Origin of the sequence: Myxococcus sp. CA039A (assembly GCF_013336645.1) — a bacterium.
Taxonomy (GTDB): domain Bacteria; phylum Myxococcota; class Myxococcia; order Myxococcales; family Myxococcaceae; genus Myxococcus; species Myxococcus llanfairpwllgwyngyllgogerychwyrndrobwllllantysiliogogogochensis.
Window position 1 is genome coordinate 1 of the sequence record NZ_JABUMQ010000162.1, and the last position, 24,238, is coordinate 24,238.

Consider the following 24,238-nt stretch of genomic DNA (forward strand, 5'->3'; position numbering starts at 1 on the left):
GGAGGGGCCTAGTCCCAGGGGAACATGGGCTCCAGGGTGCCCTTCGAGGTCCACTTCGCCGGAATCTTGGCTGTCAGGACGAGTCCCACCTCACGGCCGTGCCGGGTGCGTCCGGGCAGGCCGGGGCCGGCGGCGCCTGGCTCGGAGAGGGGGATGCCGAAGCGCACGCCCACCGAGCCGAAGACGAACGTCACGAAGGGCGCGATGTGCAGGCCGGTGGTGGGCAGGTGCTCGCGGGTGCCCGTCTCGTGCATCACCCCGAGCTCGACGCCACCGAAGACCAGGGTGCCCTGGATGCCCGCGCCGAGGCGGGCGTGGCCCTCCGTCATCCACTGGGCCTGGCCGAAGACGCCCAGGGCGGTGATGCCGTCCAGGACGTTGAAGGTGGTCTCCACGCCCAGGCCCAGCTGGGGCTTGCTCGAAAGCGGTGTCGCGCTGAGCAGCGGGCCAATGGTGAACCAGCGCTCGTTGTTGGGGAGGTAGGGATCGGCCCGCGCGGACAAGGGGGCCCCGAGAAACACCAGGACGAGAAGGGAGAGGCGCGTGGACATGGACTCGCGGGATTGCAACCGGTGTACCTCGCGCTCACCGCCTGCGGACCGTGGGAGGGAGGCGTGCAACGGATTGCACAGCGCGCAGCGGGTGGCGCGGGTGAGCAGCGGGTCGTGGTGCGCGCGGCCCTTGTGCGTTCGAGGCGCAGCTCAGGTGGCGGAGCGTGGGGCGCGGACCAGGAGCCTCCGCGCGGTGCGCAGCAGCAGGTCCTTGTAGCGTGGCTGTGCATAGCCGCGCTCGAGGGTCAGGTGTTCCCAGTTCCGTACCGACAGCAGCGTCCAGAGCAGGTCGGTGGCCTCGCCCGGTGTGAAGTCGGGTGAGAGGGTGCCATCGGCGCGGAGCGCGGCGACGGCGGCGGCGCAGCCTTCGCGCATGTCCTCCATGCGCTTGCGCCACGCCGCGGCGGCCTCTTCGTCGGTGTCGCTCATGGCCATCAGCGCCTTGGCCACGCCTCGAATCTCCGGGATGTAGTCGGCCCAGGCTCCGACATAGGCGTCCAGGCGCTCGACGCCGCTTCGGGCGGTGCGGCTGGGGACAAGGCGCGCCCGCACGTCTTTGAGTTCGTCCAGATAGAGCGTGGTGGCGATCAGCAGGGCCGCCCGCGTGCCGAAATGCAGATAGACGGCCTGCCGGCTGAGCCCGGCCTTCCGAGCGATGTCACTCATCCGGACCGCCTGGCCCTGGCCGGTCTCCAACAGGTGCAGCGCGGCCGCGAGGATGCGGGTCCGCGTCTCGGGTGATTCACTTGACATGATGTAAAGTCGCGAATAATCACTGTCGAGTCAATTGACACGGTGTCAAGCGAGGACGGCGATGCGGAACAGAGTGACGAAGACGGTGCTCCTGGTCGCGGGCGTCAGTGGGAGTCTGATTGGCACGCCGCTGTTGTTCATCCCCAAGGTCTTCCATGGCTGGAGTGGCATCGACCTTGGCGGCCAGGTCAGCCTGCTGAGCGAGGTGCGTGCTCCGGGCGGGGCGTTGCTGGCCTGCGGACTGTTGATCATGGCCGGGGCGCTCTGGCCTCGAATGACCTTCACCTCGCTGGTGGTGTCGACGACGCTCTACTTGTCCTATGGCGTGTCGCGAGTCCTGAGCCTGGTGTTGGATGGCGCGCCCGCGCCCGAGCTGGTGGCGGCGATGGTCGCCGAGCTGTTGATTGGCACTCTTTGCGCGGCGCTGCTGCTGGGCCGCGAGCGCGCGAACCCGCGCCCCCTGACGCCTCCGGAAGCGGTTCCGAGCGTCTAGGAAGAATGGGCGCCCTGGGGGAGCCTGCCGTCGCGAATCGGATGCTCTTGGCGGGTGCAATGGTTTGCATCGCGCGCGCAGCGGGTCGTTGTCGCCCAAGGGGTGGGGTGGACTCCGTTGTCCGCCTTGAGTGCTACGCTTCATCGCCGTTGCCCCCGTGTACTTGTTTGTGTCCGGAGCCCGGGGCCTCTGCGGGGAGCGTGTCGGATGAGGCTGCCTTGCGCTGTCGTGTTGTTGCTCGTGTCGCTGTTGACGGGGTGTGTCACGACGCGTGGTGTGCGCTTGGAGACGGGGAGCGGCGAGGTCATCGCATTCACTCCACGCGCCGCTGACTCCGCGCCTGTCGCGTTGGACGAAGACGAGTTCATGCGGGCCATGGGTCTTGAGGGGCGAGGAGTTCGTCTTCCCGTGAAGGCCCAGGAGGCGGCGCGCCGCCTTTTCGAGATGGGTGCGCGAGGAGGTGAGTACCGATTCGATGCGCGCACCCGTCGCGTGACGCCGCTGGAGTCGGGTGCGCACCTGGAGGTGGAGGCCACCGAGCCGGAGCGGGCCATGACGCGCGCCTATCTGGAGTGGTGCGAGCGGACAGGGAGGCGTGGCGACTGTCTCCAGGTGTTGGTGGATGGCACGCGGCTGGAAGGGGATGGCCGCTACGCGCTGGCCATGGCGCTCGCGCATGGGGCGGTGCTCGAAGAGATGTTGGAGGCGTTCCAGGACATGGCCGACCCGAGCGCGATGGTGGCGGCGGCGATGTGGACGGGGACGATGTACCTGATTCTCTGGACGGTGCCGGAGCCAGCGAGCAAGGGGCTGGCGGCGGTGATGACGGCGACGCTGATTGCCTACCTGGGCGTTGACACGTTCTGGAGTCTGACGACGGGCTTCGCGCGGTTGATGGAGGAGGCGGACCGGGCTCGGACGTTCGATGAGCTGCGGGTGGTTGGCGAGCGGTACGGCAAGGTGATGGGCCGGAATGCGGCGCGAGCCTTCGCGCTGCTCGCGACGGTGGCCATCGGGAACACAGCGGCGGGCTTCGCGGGGAAGGTGCCGATGCTGCCCGGCTCGGCGCAAGCGTCCGTGCAGGCTGCATCCCAGGCGGGAGTCGTCCTGTCGGCCGTGGGGGAAGTGCGGGCCGTGGCGGTGGTGGGCGAGGTCGTCACCCTGGCGGTTGCCGCCGACGCGGTGTCCGCGACGGCGCAGGGGCTGGGTGGAGCGGCCGTGGGCCCGGTGGATGCGAAGGGGCACGACCACCACATCGCCACGGACAAGTGGTGGGAGGCGACCTACAACGACGGGCCCTGGTCGCCCAAGTTTCAAGAAGTCTTCGACCAGGCGGGGATGTCGCTGAACGACCCCGCCAACATCGTGCGGGTCGCTGGGCACAAGGGCCCTCATCCCGAGGAATACCACCAACGGATTCTTGACCGGCTCCAGGGTGCGATGCGGGGGTGCGGAACGATGCTGCGATGCCGCGATGCCCTGACCGAGGAGCTCAAGAGGCTGGCACGGCAGATCGGCACACCAGGTACTCGCTTGAACGCGCTGGTGACTCGGCGAGAATGACGCAAGGTTCATCACGATGCCCAAGAGATACTTCCGGTTGACCGACGACGTTGCCGTGCCAGGGCGCTGGCATCTCCGGAGTCCCACCGATTCGAGCGGGCAGGAAGTGGACCCCTGGCGCTTCACGAATGGGACACCCATTCCCGAGCCGGGCCGTCTGCAGCTCCCCGTGGCGCGCGCTGGGAAGGCGCTCGACTTCACCTTGACGGGCCTTGCCATCCCCGTGGTTCACATCCGGGTCGCTTCTGTCTTCCTGGAGCTGGCTCCATCGGCTGTCCAGGTCTTCCCGGTGGAGATAGAGGGGCAGCCCGACCAGTACTGCATCCTGGTCGCAACCCAGACGATACAGTGCATCGACGACAAGGCATCCCGGGAGGTGGAGCTCTGGCTCCCGGAAGATGGACGACCTGAGAAGACCGGGGAGTATCGCGACGTGGATGGGCTGCGAATCAACATCGCGAAAGTCGACGACGCCCATGTGTTTCGTACCTGGGGATGGACCGTTGCGCTCATCGTTTCCGACACCATCAAGGAGGCACTGGAGCGCGGCGGAGCCACCGGAGTGTCGTTCACGGAAGTTTAAGGGCGGCCCCCCCTCGGCTGGCAGCAGACAGGGGCGGAACATCCCAGCGAGTGCTCCACTCCTCGCTCCGCGCGCGTTCGCGGAAGTGAGTGTCCTCGGGCTGTCTGCGTCACATCGCCAGCGTCGAACCTCTCTCCGGTGCCATGACAGACCATGCACCCGAGTCGAAGGCGACGGAAGGCGTCAGCCCTCCAGTCCCTGGCTTCTTGCAGCGCAAGCTCCACGACTTCGAGAAGCGGATTCAGCGCTGGGAGTCGCCGCGACACATCCTCGACGGTCTGTCCCCCGGGCCAGGAGCCATCCTGCTCAACGGCAATGACTATCTCTCCCTCTCGAAACACCCCCGGCTCGCCCACGCGGCGATGGATGCCGTCTCCCGGGAAGGGTTGGGCGTGATGATGTCGGGTGTGTTCCAGCGCGGAGAGCATCCTCGGCATACCTTGGAGCAGCGGCTCGCCGCGTTGCTTCGCGCGGAGTCAGGCATCCTGTGTCAGTCCGGTTACTGTGCGAATGTGGGCCTGCTGGAGTGTCTGGCGGACGAGCAGGTGCCTGTCTACATCGACCGGATGGCGCACGTGTCTCTCTGGAGAGGAATCCGGAGCACTGGCGCCACTGCCGTGCCCTTTCGTCACAATGACGTCGATGACCTGCGGCGGCGCATCGCGCGCTTGGGTCCCGGTGTCATCGCGGTGGACTCGGTCTACAGCACGAACGGTTCCGTCTGCCCGCTCGCGGATGTGGCGGAGCTCGCCTCGCGGCATGGCTGCGTGTTGCTGGTGGATGAATCCCACTCCCTGGGAACGCACGGGCCCCGTGGCGCGGGGATGGTGGTGGGGCAGGGGCTGCTGGAGCACGTCCACTTCCGGACCGCGAGCCTGTCCAAGGCCTTCGTCGGACGTGCCGGCTTCGTCGCCTGCATGCGCGGCTTCGAGCGCTACTTCGAGATGACCTCGGGCCCCGCCGTCTTCAGCTCCGCCGTACTGCCACACGACATCGCGGCGTTGCTGGCGGCGCTGGACCTCATCCGCGACGCGGACGCACGTCGTCAACGGCTGCACGCGAATGCCGCGTCCCTGCGCGGGCGTCTGGAAGAACTGGGCTACGACCTGGACGGCGGCACGGCGCAGATTCTCGCCCTGCAATCCGGTCTGGAGTCTCGAACACTGCGCCTCAAGGACGCGCTGGAAGCGCGGGGCATCTTCGGCTCGGTGTTCTGCGACCCGGCCACGCCCGTGAGGCACTCGCTCGTGCGCCTCTCCGTTCACAGCGAGCTGAGCCAGGACGACCTCGACCACGTCGTCGACGCGTGCCGGGAAATCCGGGACGAAGTGGGCCTGTCGAGCTGGGCCTCCACCCGGCGCCACGCGGACGTCTCGTCAGCGGCGCTCCCAGCGTAGTCAGGGAATGGGTCGGTCCAGGACGGCCTGGTCAAACCACACGTCATCCACCTCGCCATCGGTCAGGAAGCGCCACCCGGGTGGAAGGGCCAGGTAGGGCAACACCAGAGGACACCACTCCTCCAGGTGCTCGACGTGCAGCGCCTGGAAGTAGTCCACATCGGTACTGAGCTCCCCTTCTCCCGCCCAGAAGAACCAGCCGACACCGCCCGGCTGGGTGCTGTACCGCACGCCGTATATCGGCATGGCCCCGGACCGCAGGTTTCGTGCGATGGCCACTCGCGTGCCGGCTGGGATGGGCGAGAACTCAGCCCCTGCTCGATGACAGATGCTCTGCTGTGCTTCGTTCAGCGTCATGGGCGGACGGCGTCGTGAACCTGCGTGATACCCGCACTCATAGGTTCCGACGCGTCGCCGCGCAAGCAAGGGAGCAGGGGACGAACGACGCTCAGAACGCCTCGCCGATGTTCAGATAGAAGCTCGGCTCCGAGCCATACGCCACATCGAGCCGGATGTTCACCGGGACATCCGAGAGCGGTGCGAAGCGCAGGCCCACGCCGCCCGCGGGCTTGATGTCCCCCGTGTCCAGGTCTTTCAGGCTCCGCGACACCGTCGCCGCCGATGCGAAGGCCACGCCTCCCAGTCTCCAGAACAGCGGCGCCCGGTACTCCACCTGTGCCCCCAGATGCTGGCGCTCGCGGAACCGCCCCTCCAGATAACCCCGGCTCAGCTCCATGCCGCCCAGCCTCCCCGTGTCATAGAAGGGCGGCTCGCCATCTCTCAGCTCCACCAACCCTTGAAACGCGAGCACGTGCCGCTGTCCCCACGGCAGTGACACATAGCGCCGGGCATCCAGGCGCAAGAGTCCGAACGTGTAATCAGAACCCCATGCCCCGCTCGCCCGGCGCAGGTTCAGCCGTCCCAGGAAGCCCGTGGTGGGATTCAGCGTGTTGTCCCGCGAGTCATACAGGCCAGTGAGCCCCAACTGGAGCGTGTCTCCGCCCTCGGCGCCCGGCATGTTCCGGACCGCGCCGTCCTCGGCCCGCTTCGTGATTCGCACGTGCTGCGCGCGCAGCGTGGGCCCGACATACAGCCGGGGAGCGATTCGCCACTTCGGACTCAGCTCCAGTTCGAAGAAGACGGGCGTGAAGTCCTCCTCGTCGGCGACCCGCGTGTTCGCCCCCATGCCGTAGAACCGGTCCGGAAAGCGCGCCGCGCTGAGCGTCGCCGTCAGGTTGAGCCGGTCCTCCAGGAAGTACACATCCGGTTGGAGCAGCACGGTGAACTGTCCCCGCACGCTCGCCGCCGCGGCCAGGAGTACCTGGGACTCCCTGCGGCCACTGCCCTCCGGAGGTTGGTACACGAGCGAGCCCGCGCCCCCGAGCAGGAAGCTCGTCTCCGGTTGATACGCGGGCAGGACGAAGGGGACGACGCTGAACTTCCCGCGCCCATCCAGGGGCGCCTGGGGCGGAGTCTCCGGTACGACCTCGGGCGTGGAGGCGAGCAGGACGCCGAGCACTGTCACGAGTGAGAACGGTGTCATGGGATGCTCACACGTTCTCGTCGAGCCAGTCGAACATCCGCTCTTCCGCGAGCGCGGTGGAGGCCGCCTGACAGTGCAGGGGCGCGGCGTCGGCCTGGGTGAAGTTCATCAAGTGCTTGGGTCCGCGAAGCGCGTCGTACAGCTTGCGCGACTGCCCCGGCGACACGTCCTCCGCCTCGCCCTCCATGATGAGCACCGGGCAGCGGATGCGCTCGACGATGGCCTCGTTGGTGAACTCCTCCAGCTTGCGGAACAGCTCCGACGGCGTCTTCGCCCCATGCTTCCAGAAGACGTCCTTCAACCAGTAGCTCGCCGTGGGCCAGCGTGAAGCGAGCCCGAGAATCGCCTCGTCGAACGCCTCCGGGTGCGACTTCAACAACGCCAGCGACCCGGGCAGGAAGCGATTGAAGTGCGCGGCATGCGACTCCCACCAGCTCAGCACTCCGGGGTTCGCGATACACAGGGCCAGCCGAGGCTCGAACGCCGCCGCCCGGGGCGCCAGCGCTCCACCAAACGACAAACCCATCAGGAGGATGCGGCGCGGGTCCACGCCGCTGATGCGCTCGGCCGCGTCCACCACGGGGCTCACCGCCTTCTCCCAGTCCGGCCGGAAGCTCAGGCCCTTCTCGCGCAGCGCGCGCCCTTGCCCCGGCCCATGGAACATCAGCACATGGTAGCCCCGCTTTCGCGCCCCCTCCCAGACCCACTTCGTCTCCTCCGGCCACGCATGCAGGCCCTGGTGCAGCAGCAGGACAGGCGCGCTGGGCTTCGCGTGAGGCGAGCGGACGAAGTACGCCGGAAGGCTCGTGCCCTCGTAGGGAATCTCGAGCGGCTGGATGTCGAAGTCGAGCAACGCGTTGGACTTCTCGAACGTGGCCGCCGAGGTCCGCGTGACTTCGAGCAGCCTCGGGTCCGCCGTGTCCGTGTAGTGCATCGTCGCCGCGCGGTAGTAGTTCGCCGCCCGCGCATACGCCTGTCCCGCGCTCAGCCGGTGACCCTTGGACTCCGCGGTGGTGGCGAGCCCATGCACCCGCGTCGCCGTCTGGAGCCACGCCTCGAACCAACTGCGCTCGTCCCCGGGCCGCATCCGCTTGGCCGTCTCCATCACATCCGACACGTCCGCCTGGCCGTGTGTCGCATGCCCCAGGAACCAGAGCAGCTGGTTGTCCATCAGCCCGTCCCCCGACAGCCGCAGGTCGTACCAGGCGTCGCTCCGGGGATTCAGGCCGACGACGTCCGTGGACTCGGGCTCCATCAGCCGGCGAGAGCCCGTGGTGACGGCGGCCCCGCCCACGAACAGCCCCGTCCCCACCAGCACGCCTCGTCGGGAGAGTCCGCCTGCGCTACTGTCGCGTCCTGGGTTGTTCATGGGATTCAATCTCCGGAATTAATCAGTTGATTGAATCGATAGATTGAATCGGGCTCCGACGTCAAGCGCGGGGCTCAATGTCCCGTTGTTTCAAGGGTTTGGCGCACATGGGAACCAAGGAGCAGGACGCCCGGGAGCGCATCCTCCGGGCGACCATCGTCTGCCTGGAGCGGGACGGTCTGGACGCCACGGGCATCCGGGAAATCGCGCGTGAGGCGCAGGTGAACAGCGCGGCCATCAGCTACTACTTCCGCAGCAAGGAGAAGCTGATTGCCCAGGCGCTGGAGGCGACGCTGGAGCAGGCCTTCGGCCACGTGCTGGTGGACTTCGACCGGTTGCGCGCCGAGGGGCTGGGCATCCGCGAGGCCTTCGAGACGCTGTTGGAGGACGTCATCGGCAACGTGGGGCGCTACCCGCGAATCGCCCACGCGCACCTCCACGACGCGCTCGTGCATCAGCGCTACGACGGCGCGGCCATCCGGGAGCTCAACGCGTTCCTGGAGGCGCTGTCGGGCAAGCTCGCGCCGGACACCTCTCACCTGACGGAGGAGCGGCGCCGGCTGGCGCTCACGCAAATCTGGTCCTCGGTGTCGCTGATGTCGATGATGCCGCGCGTGTTCGACCAGCTCATCCTCCTGGACTTCCGCACGCTGGAGACGCGGCGCGCGTGGGTGAAACAGTCCTCGCGTCTGCTCTTCCCTGGCTGAGCGGAGCGCGTCAAACGCGGCGCGGAGCGTCAACTCCAGTGCAATGGATGATTTCGCGCCCACCTAGATACGTCAGACTGGAAGTCCTGGTGACTGTTCAGCCGTGGGCTGTCTAGCTCCGCGTGGCAATTGATGTTCTGGCTGGTCCGACACTTCTCGAAAGTAGCGATTTCCTCGTCACAACGCACGGGCTCGACTGAGCGGGTGCTCCCAGGGGGGAGTGTCTGTCATTCGTGACTCGCGGGAGGACCGCATGCGTCTCGTGTCGAAGTGGCTAGCCTGTCTCGTGCTGTGTAGCAGCGCGTTGGCGTGGGCACTCCAGCCCTCACAACCCAGCTCATTGGCGAGCCAGGCGTTTTTCAAGCCGGAGCTCTACCTGCCGATCTCCAACATCTCCCTGGAGGACGCCCGCTCGAAGTTGAAGGGCGCGGGGCCGGGCGTCTGGGAGGACTTCTTCGCGCGCAACGGGCGGGACTTCCACGTGTACCTGGACCCGCTGACGGGCTCGCCCACCGCCATCCAGGGCGCCATTCCGCTCATCCCCGGCAAGGGCGTGGGCAACACGGTGAGCCTGTCCACGCTCCAGCAGCAGCTCGGCCGCTCCACGGGGGAGGTGGATGCCGCCGTCGTCGCGGACATCCTCTTCAAGTTCCTCAACGACAACCAGGCCGCGCTGGGCGTGGACCTGTTGCAGTTGGACGAGCCGAAAGTCACGCGAGTCACCGACGTGCTCTGGCACGTGCGGGTGCCGCAGCAGGTGGATGGCATCCCCGTGCGTCACGGCCAGCTGGTGGCCACCATCAACCACGGCAACCTCGTCCTGTTGGGCACCGAGGCGTGGAGCAACGTCACCGCGTCCACGCGGCCCACGCTGAGCCCCGAGCAGGCGCTGACGGCGGGCGGTGAGCGCTTCGGCCTCCTGGAGACGCCGGGCACGCTGTGGCAGGCGCCCACGCTGGAGATGGCCCCGCTGGCTCGCGCGGACGCGGGCTTTGGCGAGGGCTACCGCCACCAGCTCGTCTGGACGTATGGCTTCCAGAACCCCGGGGAGACGGAGCGCTGGAAGGTGACGGTGGACGCACACTCCGGCGAGGTGCTCGCCCTGGAGGATGACAACCACTACCTGGATGCCACCATCAAGGGCGGCATCTACCCGCTGAGCAACACGGAAATCTGCCCGTCCAACACGACGTGCGGGACGATGCAGGTCGACTCGCCGATGCCCTGGGCGAACACGGGCCTTGCCGCGCCCAACAACTTCACGGACAGCGCCGGCGTCCTCAACTACAGCTCCGGCAGCGTCACCACGACGCTGGCCGGCAAATACGTGCGCGTCAGCGACACCTGCGGCTCGCCGAGCACCACCTCGGCCACCGGCAACATCCAGCTGGGTGGCACCAACGGCCAGCATGACTGCGCCACGGGCGGCGGCGGCGCGGGCAACACGCCGGCTTCGCGCTCGGCCTTCTACGAGCTGAACCGCATCGCGGAGCTGGGGCGCGGCTGGCTGCCGGGCAACACATGGCTGCAGGGGCAGCTCACCGCGAACGTCAACATCAACAGCACGTGCAACGCCTTCTGGAACGGCTCCACGGTCAACTTCTACCGCAGCGGCGGAGGCTGCCGGAACACGGGTGAAATCGCCGCCGTGTTCGACCACGAGTGGGGCCACGGCATGGACGACTTCGACTCCGGCGGCGCGCTCTCCAACTCCAGCGAGGCGTACGCGGACATCGCGTCCATCTACCGGCTGCAGGCCTCGTGCGTGGGCTACGGCTTCTTCGCCACCACGGACCTGGGCTGCGGCAAGACGCCGGACGGCACGGGCTACAACCAGAACGAGGCGCAGGCGGGCGGGACGTGGTGCAACGCGCGCTGCTCGGGTGTGCGCGACGCGGACTACCTGGCGCACGTCAACCAGACGCCTGCCACGCCGCAGAACTTCGTGTGCTCGCGCTGCTCCTCCGGGACGGGGCCCTGCGGTCGGCAGGTGCACTGCGCCGCGGCGCCGGTGCGTCAGGCCGCGTGGGACCTGGTCGCTCGCGATTTGCAGGCCGCGCCGTTCAACTACGACTCCAACACCGCCTTCATCATCGGCAACAAGATTTTCTACCAGGGCAGCGGCAACGTGGGCTCGTGGCACGCCTGCAACTGCACGGCGGGCACGTCCGACGGCTGCGGCGCGAGCCATGGCTACATGCAGTGGCTGGCGGCGGATGACGACAACGGCAACCTGAACGACGGCACGCCGCACATGACGGCCATCCACGCGGCCTTCAACCGTCACGGCATCGCCTGCTCCACGCCCGCCCCCACCAACGGCGGCTGCGCGACGGGCCCGAAGACGGCGCCCACCGCGACGGCGAGCCCCAGCGACGGCCAGGTGGCGCTGAGCTGGAACTCGGTGCCCAGCGCGAGCGAGTACTGGGTGATGAAGACGGACGGCTACGCCGGCTGTGACTTTGGCAAGGTGCGCGTCGCCACCGTCTCCGGCACCACGTACACGGATGCCGAGGTCGCCAACGGGCGGCAGTACTGCTACTCGGTCGTCCCCGCCAGCTCCACCGCCTGCTACGGCCCCGCCGCCGCGTGTGTCTGCGCGACGGCCGGAGGCCCCTGCACGCCGCCGGGCACCGCCACGCTCTCCACGCCGGCGGATGGCGCGGCGAACGTCGCGCTGGCCCCCGTGCTCGACTGGGCGGACGTGTCCGGCGCCACCACGTACGAGGTGCAGGTGGCCACGGACGCTGGGTTCGGCACCGTGGTGCGCTCCGCCACCTCGCTCACCAGCAGCACGTGGACGGTGACCCCCGCGCTGACGGCCAACACGCCGTACTTCTGGCGCGTTCGCGCGGTGAGCGGCTGCGGCACCAGCGCGTACAGCACGGCCTTCCGCTTCACCACCGCGGACACCACGTGTCAGCCGGCGGCGGCGCCTACGCTGTCCACCCCGGCCAACGGGGCGGCCAACGTCGCGCTGGCCCCGGCGCTCGACTGGAGCGATGTCACGGGCGCCACCGCGTACGAGGTGCAGGTGGCGTCTGACGCGGGCTTCTCCAACGTGGTGCGTTCCGCCACGGCGCTCACCAGCAGCACCTGGAGCGTCACGCCCGCGCTCACCGCCAACACGCAGTACTTCTGGCGGGCCCGCGCGGTGGATGCCTGCGGCGCTGGCAACTACAGCACCGGTTTCAGCTTCACCACCCAGGCGGGTGGTGGCACCTGCACGTCTCCGACGCTGGCCACGTATGACGCCTCGCTCGGCACGCCCGCATGCGGGACGGGCTGCGGGTGTGACACCGGCACGCTCGTCAACAGCCGGGGCAGCCAGTTCCTGGCGGCCGAGCCCAACACGCCCAACACGCTCGATGGTTGCCCGGACGGCCCCTTCGGCTTCTACCACTTCGACGAGAGCATCGACCGCGTCGTGCTCAAGAGCGTGGACGGTGGACCCATCACCCCGGGCAAGCAGGTCAAGGTGGACGTGACGGTGTGGTGCTACGACGCCACGGACCGGCTGAACCTCTACACCGCCCCCGTGTCGGGCTTCCCCCTGTGGACGCAGCTCGTCGCCGGCCTGACGTGCACGGGCAGCGGCGCGCGGACGTTCAGCCACACCTTCACGGTGGGCAGCACCGTGGGCCAGCACGCCCTCCGGGCGCAATTCGTGGAGGCCTCCAGCCCGGCGTCGAGCTGCACCTTCGGCCTCTACGACGACAATGACGACGTCGTCTTCGGCGTGGCGGCGGCCGTCGCATCCGGCCCGACCAGCCCCAAGGCCACCCAGGGACGCACGCGCGCCACGCGCTAATCCCTCCCGTCCAAGGCCGCCAGCCCTGACGCCCCGCGCGCCAGGGCTGGCGGTGTTGTCATTCCCCACCCAGCCCTCCAGGGTCATGCCCTCCAGGGCGAGATTTCCACCGTCCTTCGTCGCGCCGCGGCCAGATGCGTCACGTCAGGCTTTGGACTGTATGGCTACAGCAGCTGTGTTCAATTGAAGGCAAGGCGGTATGCGGGGGTGTCTGCTTCGTTCCAGGGTCCAGCTAGAATTTCACTTTGCAGGCAATTCAAGCCCTGCTGACCAGGAGCGCGCATGCAACAGCTTCCAGCCCCGGCGTTCATCTTCAATCTCAGCACTGGATATTTCGCCCCACGGTGTCTGCATCTCGTCGCGCAGCTGGGAGTCGCGGATGTCCTGGGCAATACACCGATGACCAGCGAGGAGCTGGCGCGGGCGACGGGGGCGCACGCCGACTCGCTCCACCGGATGATGCGGCTGTTGGCGGCGCACGGGGTGTTCGAGCGGCGCGGGGGCGGCTGGGTCCACACCGAGTACTCCGAGCACCTGAAGGCCAGTCACGCCCACTCGCTGAAGTCCCTGGTGCTGATGTTCGGAGACGACATCAACTGGCGCTCGGCCGGAGCGTTGGGCGTGTCCTCGCGGACGGGTCAGACGGCCTGCGAGGCCGTGACGCCGGGCGGGCTCTGGCCCTACCTGCGGGCCCACCCGGAGGACGCCCGTGTCTTCGACGCGGCGATGACGGGCAAGTCGCACATGGCCATCGCGGCGGTGCTCCAGGCGATGGAGTTCCACCGCTACGAGCACATCGCGGACATCGCCGGCGGCCGGGGCCACATCCTGGCGGCGGTGCTCGACGCCACGCCTCGCTCCCAGGGCACGCTGTTCGACCTGCCGGACGTGGTGCAGAACTCCCAGCCGCACCCCCGCATGAAGACGCAGGCGGGAGACTTCTTCGTGGGGCCGCTGCCCCGCGCCGACGCCTACATCCTGAGCAACATCATCCACGACTGGGCGGACCCGCAGGCCATCTCCATCCTTCGCCAGATTCGCCAGGTGGCTCCGCCCCACGCGGAAGTGCTGGTGATGGAGATGATGTTGCCCGAGGGCCCGGAGCTGCACCCGGCCATGGTGATGGACCTGGTCATGCTGTCGCTGGCCGGCGGGCGCGAGCGCACGCAGGTCCAATACGATGCCCTGTTCGCCGAGGGGGGCTTCAAGCTGGACCGCATCATCCCCACCCACAGCCCCTACTCCATCCTGGTGGGCAAGGTGGCCTGAACCTAAACCCGCTATTTCGTTGAAGATGTTACTGGGTAACAAGAGTGGGGCAGGAGGTCCGCGTGCGGGGTGCGCGGACCACTTGTGAAATCGGGCTAGGCTTGGCGGCTTCTTCCCCTCGGGAGCCGCACCATGATTCGGAGCCTCTGCGTCCTGTGTCTGATGGTCTGCCTCGCCTCGGCGTGCTCGGGCGACTCACCCGGGGATGAGGGGCCCGACCTCCAGGCGGACGCGGGACCGACGGATGGTGGCTCCACGCAGGGGGATGGTGGCGTCGCCGGTGCGTGCGAGCCCTTTGGCCGCTTCGGTGCGCCCGGCACCACGCTCACGCTGCCCGGGCCTTCCGCGAACGGAGAGATGTACATCCCGGATGTGCAGGCCCGCTTCCCGTCCACGAACTGGAGCACGCTGGACCGGCTCTACATCCCCGCGGGGAACTACACGCTCATCAACCTGGGCAACCTGCCTCACCGTCAGGCGAGCCGCCCGCTGGTCATCACCAACACGGGGGGCCAGGTGGTCATCCGCCCCAATCCAGGGTCCTCGCAGGGCTACATCTGGGCCATGAGTGGCGGCTCGAACTGGGTGCTCACCGGCCGCTATGACGCGGACTCGGGCACGGGCCACGCGGACTTTCCGGGGCACCGCTGTGGCGCATATGCGACGTCGCGGGAGCGCTACGGCATCCTCAGCGACGACATCTTCCTGGGCGACGGCCACATGGGGCTGGGCATCGGTGGGGCGCACAGCTTCGAGCTGGAGTATCTGGAAATCACCCGCGCGGGCTTCGCGGGCCTGCGCATCCTCCGCGAGAAGAACAGCGACGGCACGGTGTCGCCGCTCAACGACATCAAACTGCACGACCTCTACATCCATGACACCGCCAGCGAGGCCATCTACTTCGGCTCCACGCAGGGCGCGCCCACGCCGCTGGGCTCCAACCTGAAGGTCTACAACAACCGGCTGGTGCGCACCGGGACGGAGTCCCTCCAGATTCAGAACCTGGGCGACGGCACGGAGGTCCACCACAACGTGTTCGCCTACGGCGCCATCGACTGGCGCGCGGCCTTCGCGAACTACCAGGACAACAACTCCCAGGCCCAGGTGCGCGGCGGCACCATCCGCTTCCACCACAACGTCTTCGTGGGCGGCGCCGGCGCGCTGCTCAACTTCTTCGCGCAGCCGGAGACCGGAGACCTGCCGCTCAACGTGGAGTTCACCGACAACTACTTCGCGGACACGCTGTCGCTGGGCATCTGGTTCGGCGGCACGGTCGGCGCGGGGGCCCGGTTCAACTGGGAGCGCAATGCCTTCCGGGGACTCGACTTCGGCTACCAGGGCGTCTACCCGACCGCCACGGACCCGGGCGTCGTGCTCAGCAAGGCGGGGACGATTACCGCGCCCATCACCCTGAAGGAGAACCGCTGGGAGGGCAGCCGCCGGTTCATCTCCGGCCTGACGGGTGGCAGCGGGACGGTGGGCTCGGTGACGGCCACCGGCAACGTGAATGGGGCCGTCACCGCGCTGACGTTCGTCGACACGGGCCTGCCGGCCGGCACGACGACGCGCCAGTTGGAGCGCTGGACGGACAAGGCCACCCTGGCGCCCGGCTCCCCCGAGATGACGTACGCGGCGGGCGCGCTGGTGATGCATGACGGGCAGCTGTACCGGGCGCGTGTCCAGAACACCAACAAGCCCCCGCCGGCCAACTCCGCGCAGTGGGAGCACCTGCCCGTGCCCGTGGATGACCTGCGCACCGCGCCCGGCACTGAGTGGGCCCAGCGCGGCGTGGGCCTCCTGGACGTCGCGCCGTAGGGTGAAACGAACCATCCGGGCGGAATCAGATACCTCCGCTCGGATGGTTGCCGTGGAAGTTTTCAGCAATGGCTGACATGTGCTGTTGAGACTTCTGTTTTTCTCAACGTGTCTCTCCCATCTTTTCCCATTTCCTGAGATAGCAGGGCTCGATAGCGAGGCGGCATCACCGAGCTGCTCTTCGGGAGATTGGAATGACATTGAAGGTCTTCAGTCAGGGTGTTTCACGTTGGGTTGTATCAGTCTCATTGCTGGCGTTGGGCGCCTGCGGGCCGCTGGAGTCCGAGTCCGCGCCGAGCAGCTCGGAGGAGGCTCCGGCGTCGGTGGGGGCCGCGCGGCAGGCGGTGTCCTCGGTGAGCCACCGGGCGAGCACGACGGCCTGGGGCAAGACTGTCACCTCGCTGACGCTCACCAAGCCGGCGGGAACCGTCGCGGGTGACGTGCTGCTGGTGCGCCTCAGCAACCGCAACAACGTGGCGGCGGTGGCGACGGCGCCCGCGGGCTGGACATTCCTTCGCTCGGACCAGAGCGCGTCCCAGATAAAGGCGTGGGTCTTCTACAAGGTCGCCGGGGCTTCGGAGCCGGCGAGCTACGCGTTCACCTTCGACGCCGCCTACTACGTCGCCGGCAGCATCTCCGCGTTCTCCGGCGCGAACCCCACCAACCCCATCGACGCGCAGAGCGGCCAGAAGAACGGCAACCTGGCGACCATGGACAGCCCGGCCATCACCACGACCTCGGCGAACGGGCTGGCGGTGTGGTTCGGCTCGCAGCTGTGGGCGGGCGCCACGTGCCCCGTTGACCCGCTGACGCCTCCCACGGGGTTCACCGAGGCCTTCGAGGCGTGCCTGCAGTCCTCGGACCGGGGCATCCTCTTCGACATGGCGTGGAAGGAGCTGGGGGCGGCGGGCGTGCAGCCCGCGTTCAACGGCGTGTCGACGCTGCCCAACACCAACATCGCGCAGGTCGTCGCGCTCCGGGCCGCGGACGCGCCCACGTGCACCGTGGGTGACACCTTCGCCACGACGTGGACGCTGATGGGCAACGTGTCCGCGCCGCTCATCGTCGAGCCGTCGGGCCTGGCCGCCAGCCGCGTCACCCCGGGCGCCATCTACGTCCACAACGAGGACGTCAACGACATCGTCGCCATCAGCACCACCACCGCGGCCACGCTGGGCTCCTTCAAGGTGGCGGGCGTGACGCCGCAGGACTGGGAAGACGTGGCCACCGGGCCGTGCCCCACAGGCTTCTGCATCTACATGGGAGACATTGGCCGCTCGAGCGCGAGCCTGCCCATCCCTCCGAACACGTTCTACGTCTACCGCATCCCCGAGCCGAACATCGGCGCGGGCCAGACGAGCGGGGATTTGACGGCGCAGCAGTTCCCCTTCGTGTACCCGGATGGCGGCAAGGACGCCGAGGCCATCATGGTCCACCCCGTCACCGCGGACATCTACATCATCACCAAGTCCGGCTCGGGGTTGAGCAAGGTGTACAAGATGCCCAATCCGTTGCCGGCGCCGGGCGTGCAGTCCACGCTCATCTTCGTGTCCAACCTCCAGCTGCCCGTGGTTCCGGACCAGCCGAACTGGTCCTACACCACGTCCGCGGCCATCCACCCGTGCTCCAACCGCTTCATCCTGCGCACGTACAAGACCGTGTATGAGTTCCGCGCGGCGCCGGGAGCGGCCTTCGAGACGGCCTTCGCGGCGGCGCCCGTCACCCTCACGGACACGGTGGAAGGGCAGGGCGAGGCCATCGAGTACGACCCGAGCGGCGCGAGCTATTACACGATGAGCGAGAGCCCCTCGCCCTTCAAGCTCAAGCGCGTCCTGCGTCAGTAGCGGGTTGAACCCAGGTGTCCCCGGAGCGTGCTTCGTCCGGGGACACCCAGGGGCGCCAGCCGACGAGGTCAGGGGGCCTTGCGCACCTGGCTCACGAGCCAGTTCTGCGCGTCGGAGCGGCTCCAGAAGATGTCCCAGCCGCTGTGTCCACCCGTCGGATTCACGGTGACCTGGAACTCTCCCGTGTAGCCCGGGCAGGCGCGGACGCGCGGCTGGACGCCATCCCAGGGGTTGGTCCAGTTCCACGCGCCGAACGTGCCGTCGTCCTCGTTGCCCGCGGCCCAGATGGGGAAGGCCTCCATCAAGCAGATGGGCGACGTGAACGGCGGGAAGTACGCCTGAGGCATGGCGCCGGCATACGTGCTCCGGTACGTGGCGATCTGGTCATTCACGCCCGCGGCGCCGGACGACAGGCCCGTCATCGTCACGCGCTCCGGGTCGGCGCCGTAGAGGGTGATGGCCTCCAGCACCAGCGCGTGGACGCCGGGGGCGTGCCACCAGGTGTCGATGGCCTCGTTGATCTTCGGTCCGTTGGGCGCGACGACGATGCCAGGGAAGGTGTCGACCAGCGCCTTGCCCGGGATGAGCTGTCGGATGAAGCCCTCCGGGTTGCTCCCCACCTGCGTGTGGTTCGGGTCCAGCGTGGTGCCACCCCTGCCGTGCAGGGAGAGCACGAGCGGGTACTTCTTGCCGGGCACGGTGCCGTAGTCCTTGGGCAGGAAGACGGCCGAGTCGTAGCTGTTGCCACGAGACCAGAGGTGGAGCTTGCCCGCGCGAGGGTCCGCGGAGGGTGTCGCCGGCTGCACCGTGACGCTCACCGTGTCCGAGCCCGTGGCCCCGCCGTTGTCCGTGGCGGTGAGCCTGAACACATAGACGCCTTGCGAGAGGCCACTGGCGCTCGGGGACTGCGCGGTGGGTGATGACAGCGTGGCCGTCGTCGAGCCGGAGACCTGCGTCCAGGCGTAACCGGTGACGGTGCCGTCCGAGTCGCTGGCCGAGCCCTGGAACTGCGCGGTGCTGACGGGCAGGGTGATGGAGACGTCATTGCCCGCGAAGGCGGACGGAGGCTGGTTGCCCTGCAGGGCGCCGAAGACCAGGAACTCGCGCACGCGGCAGTAGTTGTCGTCCGCTCCCAGCTTGCACTGCACTCGCAGATAACGCGCGTCCAGGGGCTGGGTGAAGGTGAAGGTCCGGCCCGGCAGGGTGTTGCCGGTGATGGAGCCTCCTGGCACCAGTTGGTAGTCGGCGGTGTTGCTCGCCCGGTAGAGGATGTCGAAGTCCACCATCCGGCCAAACGTGTCGTCCTTGCCGAAGTAGAGGGTGAGGCTGTCCACGCGGTGCAGCGCCTGGAGGTCCACCTCCAGCCACTCCGGATTCGAGGGCAGCGGATTGACGCCCGAGCACCAGCGGTCATCCGGGCTGTTGAAGACGCCGTTGAACGCCTTGGCGTGCCCGAAGGTGTCGGGATAACCGATGGGATGCACGGACGACGCGGAGGACGGCTTGCCGAGCGCCACGTTGGTGGACTGCGCGAGGGCGGCGGGGGACAGGGGAAGCAAGAGGACACACAGCGCTGTGGCGAGACTCCGGGGGTGCCAGGGCATGCGGACGCCTTTCGGGGGTGGGGAGACAGATGTGATGCGAGGGCAGAAGCAGATGTGATGCCGGAAGGCACCTCCACCCGCTTCCGCCCCGTCGTGAAGCTCAGGGCGTCTGGCGCACCTGGCTCACGAGCCAGTTCTGCGCGTCGGGGCGGCTCCAGAATTCATCCCAGCCGCTGTGCGTGGTTCCCGGCATCACGGTGACCTGGAATTCGCCGGTGTAGCCGGGGCACTGCCGGACCTGCGTCAGCAGGCCGTCGGTGGGGTTGGTCCACTTCCAGGCGTTGAATGTCCCGTCGCCCACGTTGCCCGCGGCCCAGAGGGGGAAGTCCTCGAGGATGCAGACCGGGTTGGCCAGGGGCGTGGTGTAGGCCACCGGCATGCCGCCGGCGTAGGTGCTCCGGTACGAGAGCATCTGCTCATTCACACCCCCGCCGCCGAAGGAGAGGCCCGTCATCGTCACGCGGTCCGGGTCGATGTTGTAGAGACTGATGGCCTGCAGCACCAGGGTGTGGGTGCGGGCCGAGTCCCACCAGGTGTCATGGGCCCCCCCGATGTTGGGCCCATTGGGCGCGATGACGACGGCGGGGTAGGTGTTGACGATGGGCTTGCCGGGGATGAGCTGCCGGATGAAGCCCTCCGGGTTGCCGAGCACCTGGGTGTGGTTCGCGGTGAGCGTGGTGCCGCCCCGGCCGTGCAGCGAGAGGACCAGGGGATACTTCTTCGCTGGAAGCGCGCCGTACTCGATGGGGAGGAAGACGGCGGTGTCGTAGCTGCCGCCGCGAGACCAGACGTGAAGCTTGCCCGCGCGCGGGTCCACCGGCGCGGTGCTCGGATGCACCGTGACGCTCACGGTGTCGGATGCGGTGGAGCCGCCGTTGTCGGTGGTGGTGAAGCGGAAGATGTACGTCCCGCTCGTCAGCCCGCTGGCGCTCACAGTCGACGTCGTTGCTCCCGTCAGCGTGGCCGGCGTGGGGCCGAAGACCTGCTGCCAGACGTAGCTGGCGATGGTGCCATCGCCATCAATGGCCGTTCCCGGGAGTTGCACCGTGCTGGCTGGCACGACGACGGCCGTGTCGTGGCCCGCGAAGGCGGTGGGCGGCTGGTTGGCGAGGCGGACACCCAGCACCTCCAGCTCCCGCACCCGGCACAGGCCGTCGCCTGACGCGCGCTTGCACAGGAGGCGCACGTAGCGCGTCTCCACGGGCTGGGCGAGTTGGAACGTCCAGGTGGGCAGCGTGTTGTTGGTGACGGAGGCGCCGGCAATGGGCTGGAAGCTGTCCGTGGCGGCGAACCGATGCTGGACGTCGAAGTCGAGCATCTGCAGTCCCACCGTGGTGTCTCGGCCGGAGTGCAGTCTGAGCCCGTCGATGCGATACACCGCCTGAAGGTCCACCTCCAGCCACTCCGGGGTCGACGCCGCGGGCGGCGTGGCGGAGGCCCACCGGTCCTCGGTGTTGAGGATGCCGTTGAACGCCTTGGCATGCCCATACAGCAAGGGGGCTCCATTGGCATGCACCGAGGACGCCGAAGAGGCCTTTTCAAACGCGACATTCGTCGACTGCGCCCATGCGGGCAGGGCGAGCAGGGACAGGACCGCGGCGAGGAGACGTCGGGGTTTCCAGGTCATGGGAGGCCTTTCGGGAAAGGACTCACATGATTGGGTTTGTTGAGCGCGGTGTTAAGGAGAATCTCCAATCCCTTGTTTTTGCAAGGAATTGATGTGCAACTTTGTTGCAAATGTACCCACGGGGCATAAGCCTGGAGCTCAGGCGTTGAAGCCACCGTCCACGTCGAGGGTGGCGCCGGTGACGAAAGAGGCCTGCGGGCTGGCGAGGAAGGCGACGGCGGCGGCGATCTCCTCGGGCTGGCCGTAGCGTCCGAGCGCGGTGCCGGCGCGCTGCACCGGGGCGCTGGCGCCGGTGGCGGGGTTCATGTCGGTGTCGATGGGGCCGGGCTGGATGAGATTGACGGTGATGCCTCGGGGGCCCAGGTCGCGAGCCCAGCCTCGGGTGTATGCGGCGATGGCGGCCTTGGTGGCGGCGTAGTCTCCGAGCCCCGCGAAGGGCGTGTGGCTGGCGATGCCAGAGCCGATGGAGATGATGCGCCCGCCTTCGCGCAGCAGGGGCACGGCGGAGCGGACGGCGGCGACGACCCCGTGGACGTTGACGGAGAACTGGTGCTCGAGCGCCTCGAGGTCGCTGGCGGGGTCTCCGACGACGGCGGTGTGGAAGATGCCCGCGTTGTTGACGAGCACGTCGAGCCGGCCGAAGCGCCGGGCGACCTCGTTGACCAGGGCCTCCACCTGCTGGGCCGAGGCCTGGTCGGCCTTCAACGCGGCGGCGCGGACTCCGCGCGTCTTCAGCTCCTCGACGAGCGCCTGGGCCTTCATCTCGGAGGAGGCGTAGCTGATGGCGACGTCCGCGCCTTCATCCGCCAGGGCCCGGGCGATGGCCGCGCCCAAGCCGCGCGAGCCTCCGGTGATGAGGGCCACCCTGCCTTCGAGGTTCTTGCGTGTCTTCGTCATGGCGTGTCTCCGGTGTGGGGTTTCGATGAGGCAAGGGTAGGGACCTCGCCTCGCGGGAGAAACGCCGGGCCTGGGACAGGACTGTTTCCATTCGAGTAATAATCGCCGGAGCCCGGGACTTCCCTTCGGGCCGCTTCGAGGACGACTCCATGGATCAGCTCACCGCGATGCGGGTGTTCGCCCGCGTGGTCGAGGCCGGCACCTTCACCCGGGCCGCGGACACGTTGAAGATGCCCAAGCCCTCGGTGACGAAGCTGGTCCAGGGGTTGGAGGAGCACCTTCAAGTCAAGCTGCTCCAGCGCACCACCCGACGCGTGACGGTGACGCCCGAGGGCGCGGCGTACTACGAGCGCACGGCGAGGCTCCTGGCGGACCTGGAGGACATCGAAGCGGACGTGTCGAACGCTCGGACGCGTCCTCGGGGACGGCTGCGGGTGGACGCGGGGTCCTCGGTGTCCAACTTCCTGCTCATCCCCGCGCTGCCGGCGTTCCGGGCGAAGTATCCGGACATCCAGTTGGAGCTGGGGGTGAGTGACCGCTCGGTGGACCTGGTGGGCGACGGCGTGGACTGCGTGATTCGCGGAGGTGTACTGCCGGACCAGTCGCTGGTGGCGCGGCGCATCGGAGAGTTGGAGTTCCTGTCGTGCGCTACTCCCGAGTACCTGAAGCGCAAGGGCAAGCCCGTGCATCCCTCGGACCTCCAGGAGGGCCACGACATCGTGAGCTACTTCTCCACGAGGACGGGACGGCTCGTGCCGTTGTCCTTCATCCCACGGGAAGGCGAGCGCATCGATGTGATGGGGCGCTCCAGCGTGGCCGTCAACGAGAGCACCGCGCACTTGTCGGCGGTGCTGGCGGGGCTGGGCGTGACGCAGCTTCCCGCCTTCGTGGCCCGGCCTCATCTGGACAGCGGGGCGCTGGTTCAAATCCTGGGTGAGTGGCAGGGGCCGCCGTTCCCTCTCTTCATCGTCTATCCGCAGAACCGGCACGTGAGCGCCAAGCTCCGCGCGTTCGTGGACTGGGCGGTGGAGCTGTTCGCGCCGTTCAGGCCTCGGCGTGAGGTCACGGAGCTCGCGGCCCGGCGGTGAAGAAGGACCGGTGCGGCGCCCTTTATCGACGGGAGGCAGAGCGCTTCGTCGAGGCGTAGGGCGCTCTGTCCTGTCGCTATCAGCTCAAGGCGATTCCTGGAGGGCGTCGTGCTGGACCTCAGGCGTCATCGCCGGGCTGGACGTCAGGCGTCAGCGCCTGGCTGGCGTCTTCCGCGTTGAGGACTTCTTCGCCGCGGGCTTTCGCGTGGACGGCTTCTTCGCCGCTGGCTTTCGCGCGGAAGGCTTCTTCGCCGCGCTCTTCTTCGCCACCGTCTTCCTCGTGGAGGTCTTCTTCGCCGCGCTCTTCGTCACCGCCGTCTTCCGCGTGGAGGTCTTCTTCGCGGAGGCGGAATTCGCCGCGACCTTCGTCGTGGTCGCCGAGGCTTCGCCGGTCAGGGCCTTCGTCCATCGCTGGATGTAGTCAGCGCGAGTCGTCGCGTCGGGAAGTCCTTCCGCATGCAGGGCGACGGTGTAGCCGCGCGCCGAGGGGAGGACACGGAGTTGCGCGGTCCTTGGGCGCGGCCAGTCGATGCGATTCAGTCGGATGCGGAGCAGGGTTGGCGGCCTCGACCGAATCACGACGACGTCCGTCCCGTCCTTGAGGGTGGTCAGGTCGCCCTCCTTGAACGAGGCCCGTGCGGGTGAGAGCCATCGCCCCAGGCCTTTCGCCTCCGCCCAGTTCCGCCACGCCTCTTCGGCCGTCATGTCGAAGGTGTGTCGGGCTCCGGCCCCATACGTCCCATCCGCTGCAAGTCCGGTCGGCATTTGCTTCCTCCTTGGGTGCTGACCATGGAGAGGGCAGCGCGTCCAGGCAACCACGAACTGGCAACACGTCTCCGCACAGCCCGCGTCCGCCATGGTGTAGACAATCTCCGTGAGCTCCCCTCCGTCCCTCGCCACGCTGCTTCAGGATGAGACCCGTCGCTACGTGCGGAGCTATCGCTCGGCTTCGCTGTGCGCGGGCCTGACCTCACGCGGCGAGCACCACGTCCAGGCCTTCCGAGGGAAGGGCACACCGCCTCCCGACAACGCCTTGTTCTCCCTGGGCGGACTCACCCAGGTCTTCACCGGCGCCCTGCTGGGCCTCCTGATGGAGCAGGGCAAGGCACGACTCGACATGCCGCTCGCCGAGGTGATTCCCCGCTCGCTCCTCCCCGATGCGGACGCGGGCCGAATCACCCTGGAGCAGCTCGCCACGCACACCTCTGGCATGCCCCACCTGCCGCCCAATCTCGATGCGGCACCTCGCAATCCCGAAGACCCGTTCGGCCACTATTCCGCGAACCTCTTCGGAGACTTCCTCCGGACCTACCACCCCCAACTC

The 24,238-nt window shown here is 68.0% G+C and carries 20 protein-coding genes; 11 read left to right on the forward strand and 9 right to left on the reverse strand.

Annotated features, from left to right (window positions below):
- Positions 1-8 precede the first annotated feature (8 nt).
- The gene (locus HR086_RS25610; protein WP_174466924.1) at positions 9-551 is read right to left on the reverse strand and encodes a hypothetical protein; all 543 of its coding nucleotides are present in this window, start codon (positions 549-551) and stop codon (positions 9-11) included.
- Positions 552-701: 150 nt separating this feature from the next.
- A complete protein-coding gene (locus tag HR086_RS25615) occupies positions 702-1,304 on the reverse strand; it encodes a TetR/AcrR family transcriptional regulator (RefSeq protein WP_141642521.1) in 603 nt (200 codons plus the stop codon).
- A 61-nt stretch (positions 1,305-1,365) separates the two neighbouring features.
- Here HR086_RS25615 and HR086_RS25620 point away from each other — a divergent pair, with 61 nt between their 5' ends.
- The 4 genes from HR086_RS25620 to cqsA all read left to right on the forward strand — a co-directional run bounded on the left by HR086_RS25620 (position 1,366) and on the right by cqsA (position 5,340).
- On the forward strand, positions 1,366-1,797 hold the full coding sequence (locus HR086_RS25620; RefSeq protein ID WP_174466925.1) for a DUF4345 domain-containing protein: 432 nt from the start codon (positions 1,366-1,368) through the stop codon (positions 1,795-1,797).
- 207 nt (positions 1,798-2,004) lie between these two features.
- The gene (locus HR086_RS25625) at positions 2,005-3,360 is read left to right on the forward strand and encodes an AHH domain-containing protein (protein ID WP_174466926.1); all 1,356 of its coding nucleotides are present in this window, start codon (positions 2,005-2,007) and stop codon (positions 3,358-3,360) included.
- A 16-nt stretch (positions 3,361-3,376) separates the two neighbouring features.
- Positions 3,377-3,943 (forward strand): imm11 family protein, encoded by a 567-nt coding sequence (locus HR086_RS25630; protein ID WP_141642518.1) that lies wholly within the window; start codon positions 3,377-3,379, stop codon positions 3,941-3,943.
- Between the two features lie 143 nt (positions 3,944-4,086).
- Entirely contained in the window at positions 4,087-5,340 is a 1,254-nt protein-coding gene (gene cqsA / locus HR086_RS25635; RefSeq protein WP_174466927.1) for an alpha-hydroxyketone-type quorum-sensing autoinducer synthase, read from the forward strand.
- Here cqsA and HR086_RS25640 read toward each other — a convergent pair whose 3' ends face one another.
- The 3 genes from HR086_RS25640 to HR086_RS25650 form a co-directional block, all read right to left on the reverse strand.
- Positions 5,341-5,697 (reverse strand): hypothetical protein, encoded by a 357-nt coding sequence (locus HR086_RS25640; protein WP_174457760.1) that lies wholly within the window; start codon positions 5,695-5,697, stop codon positions 5,341-5,343.
- A gap of 91 nt (positions 5,698-5,788) precedes the next feature.
- Positions 5,789-6,883 (reverse strand): BamA/TamA family outer membrane protein, encoded by a 1,095-nt coding sequence (locus HR086_RS25645; RefSeq protein ID WP_174466928.1) that lies wholly within the window; start codon positions 6,881-6,883, stop codon positions 5,789-5,791.
- Positions 6,884-6,890: 7 nt separating this feature from the next.
- Positions 6,891-8,252, reverse strand: coding sequence for a S9 family peptidase (locus HR086_RS25650; protein ID WP_174457758.1), 1,362 nt, complete (start codon positions 8,250-8,252; stop codon positions 6,891-6,893).
- A gap of 107 nt (positions 8,253-8,359) precedes the next feature.
- Here HR086_RS25650 and HR086_RS25655 point away from each other — a divergent pair, with 107 nt between their 5' ends.
- From HR086_RS25655 to HR086_RS25675, 5 genes are all read left to right on the forward strand, one after another.
- The gene (locus HR086_RS25655; protein WP_174457757.1) at positions 8,360-8,959 is read left to right on the forward strand and encodes a TetR/AcrR family transcriptional regulator; all 600 of its coding nucleotides are present in this window, start codon (positions 8,360-8,362) and stop codon (positions 8,957-8,959) included.
- 253 nt (positions 8,960-9,212) lie between these two features.
- A complete protein-coding gene (locus HR086_RS25660) occupies positions 9,213-12,770 on the forward strand; it encodes a PepSY domain-containing protein (RefSeq protein ID WP_174466929.1) in 3,558 nt (1,185 codons plus the stop codon).
- 282 nt (positions 12,771-13,052) lie between these two features.
- A complete protein-coding gene (locus tag HR086_RS25665) occupies positions 13,053-14,039 on the forward strand; it encodes a methyltransferase (RefSeq protein WP_141642511.1) in 987 nt (328 codons plus the stop codon).
- A gap of 132 nt (positions 14,040-14,171) precedes the next feature.
- Positions 14,172-15,854 carry a carbohydrate-binding protein gene (locus HR086_RS25670; protein ID WP_174466930.1) on the forward strand — a complete coding sequence of 561 codons (1,683 nt, stop codon included), beginning with the start codon at positions 14,172-14,174 and terminating at the stop codon, positions 15,852-15,854.
- Positions 15,855-16,048: 194 nt separating this feature from the next.
- Positions 16,049-17,698, forward strand: a complete 1,650-nt coding sequence (locus HR086_RS25675) for a cell wall anchor protein (protein ID WP_254625349.1) — start codon at positions 16,049-16,051, stop codon at positions 17,696-17,698.
- A 68-nt stretch (positions 17,699-17,766) separates the two neighbouring features.
- Here HR086_RS25675 and HR086_RS25680 read toward each other — a convergent pair whose 3' ends face one another.
- From HR086_RS25680 to HR086_RS25690, 3 genes are all read right to left on the reverse strand, one after another.
- A complete protein-coding gene (locus tag HR086_RS25680) occupies positions 17,767-19,302 on the reverse strand; it encodes a discoidin domain-containing protein (RefSeq protein WP_174466931.1) in 1,536 nt (511 codons plus the stop codon).
- Positions 19,303-19,402: 100 nt separating this feature from the next.
- Positions 19,403-20,929 carry a discoidin domain-containing protein gene (locus HR086_RS25685; protein ID WP_174466932.1) on the reverse strand — a complete coding sequence of 509 codons (1,527 nt, stop codon included), beginning with the start codon at positions 20,927-20,929 and terminating at the stop codon, positions 19,403-19,405.
- A gap of 138 nt (positions 20,930-21,067) precedes the next feature.
- Complete coding sequence (locus tag HR086_RS25690; protein WP_174466933.1) at positions 21,068-21,826, reverse strand: SDR family NAD(P)-dependent oxidoreductase; 759 nt, start codon at positions 21,824-21,826, stop codon at positions 21,068-21,070.
- Positions 21,827-21,975: 149 nt separating this feature from the next.
- Between HR086_RS25690 and HR086_RS25695 the strand changes: the two genes are divergently transcribed.
- Entirely contained in the window at positions 21,976-22,914 is a 939-nt protein-coding gene (locus HR086_RS25695; protein WP_141642506.1) for a LysR family transcriptional regulator, read from the forward strand.
- A gap of 150 nt (positions 22,915-23,064) precedes the next feature.
- On the opposite strand, the gene HR086_RS25700 is transcribed toward HR086_RS25695, so the two are convergent.
- On the reverse strand, positions 23,065-23,679 hold the full coding sequence (locus tag HR086_RS25700; protein WP_174466934.1) for a hypothetical protein: 615 nt from the start codon (positions 23,677-23,679) through the stop codon (positions 23,065-23,067).
- Between the two features lie 109 nt (positions 23,680-23,788).
- Here HR086_RS25700 and HR086_RS25705 point away from each other — a divergent pair.
- On the forward strand, positions 23,789-24,238 hold a 450-nt coding region (locus HR086_RS25705), incomplete at its 3' end, for a serine hydrolase (protein ID WP_174466935.1).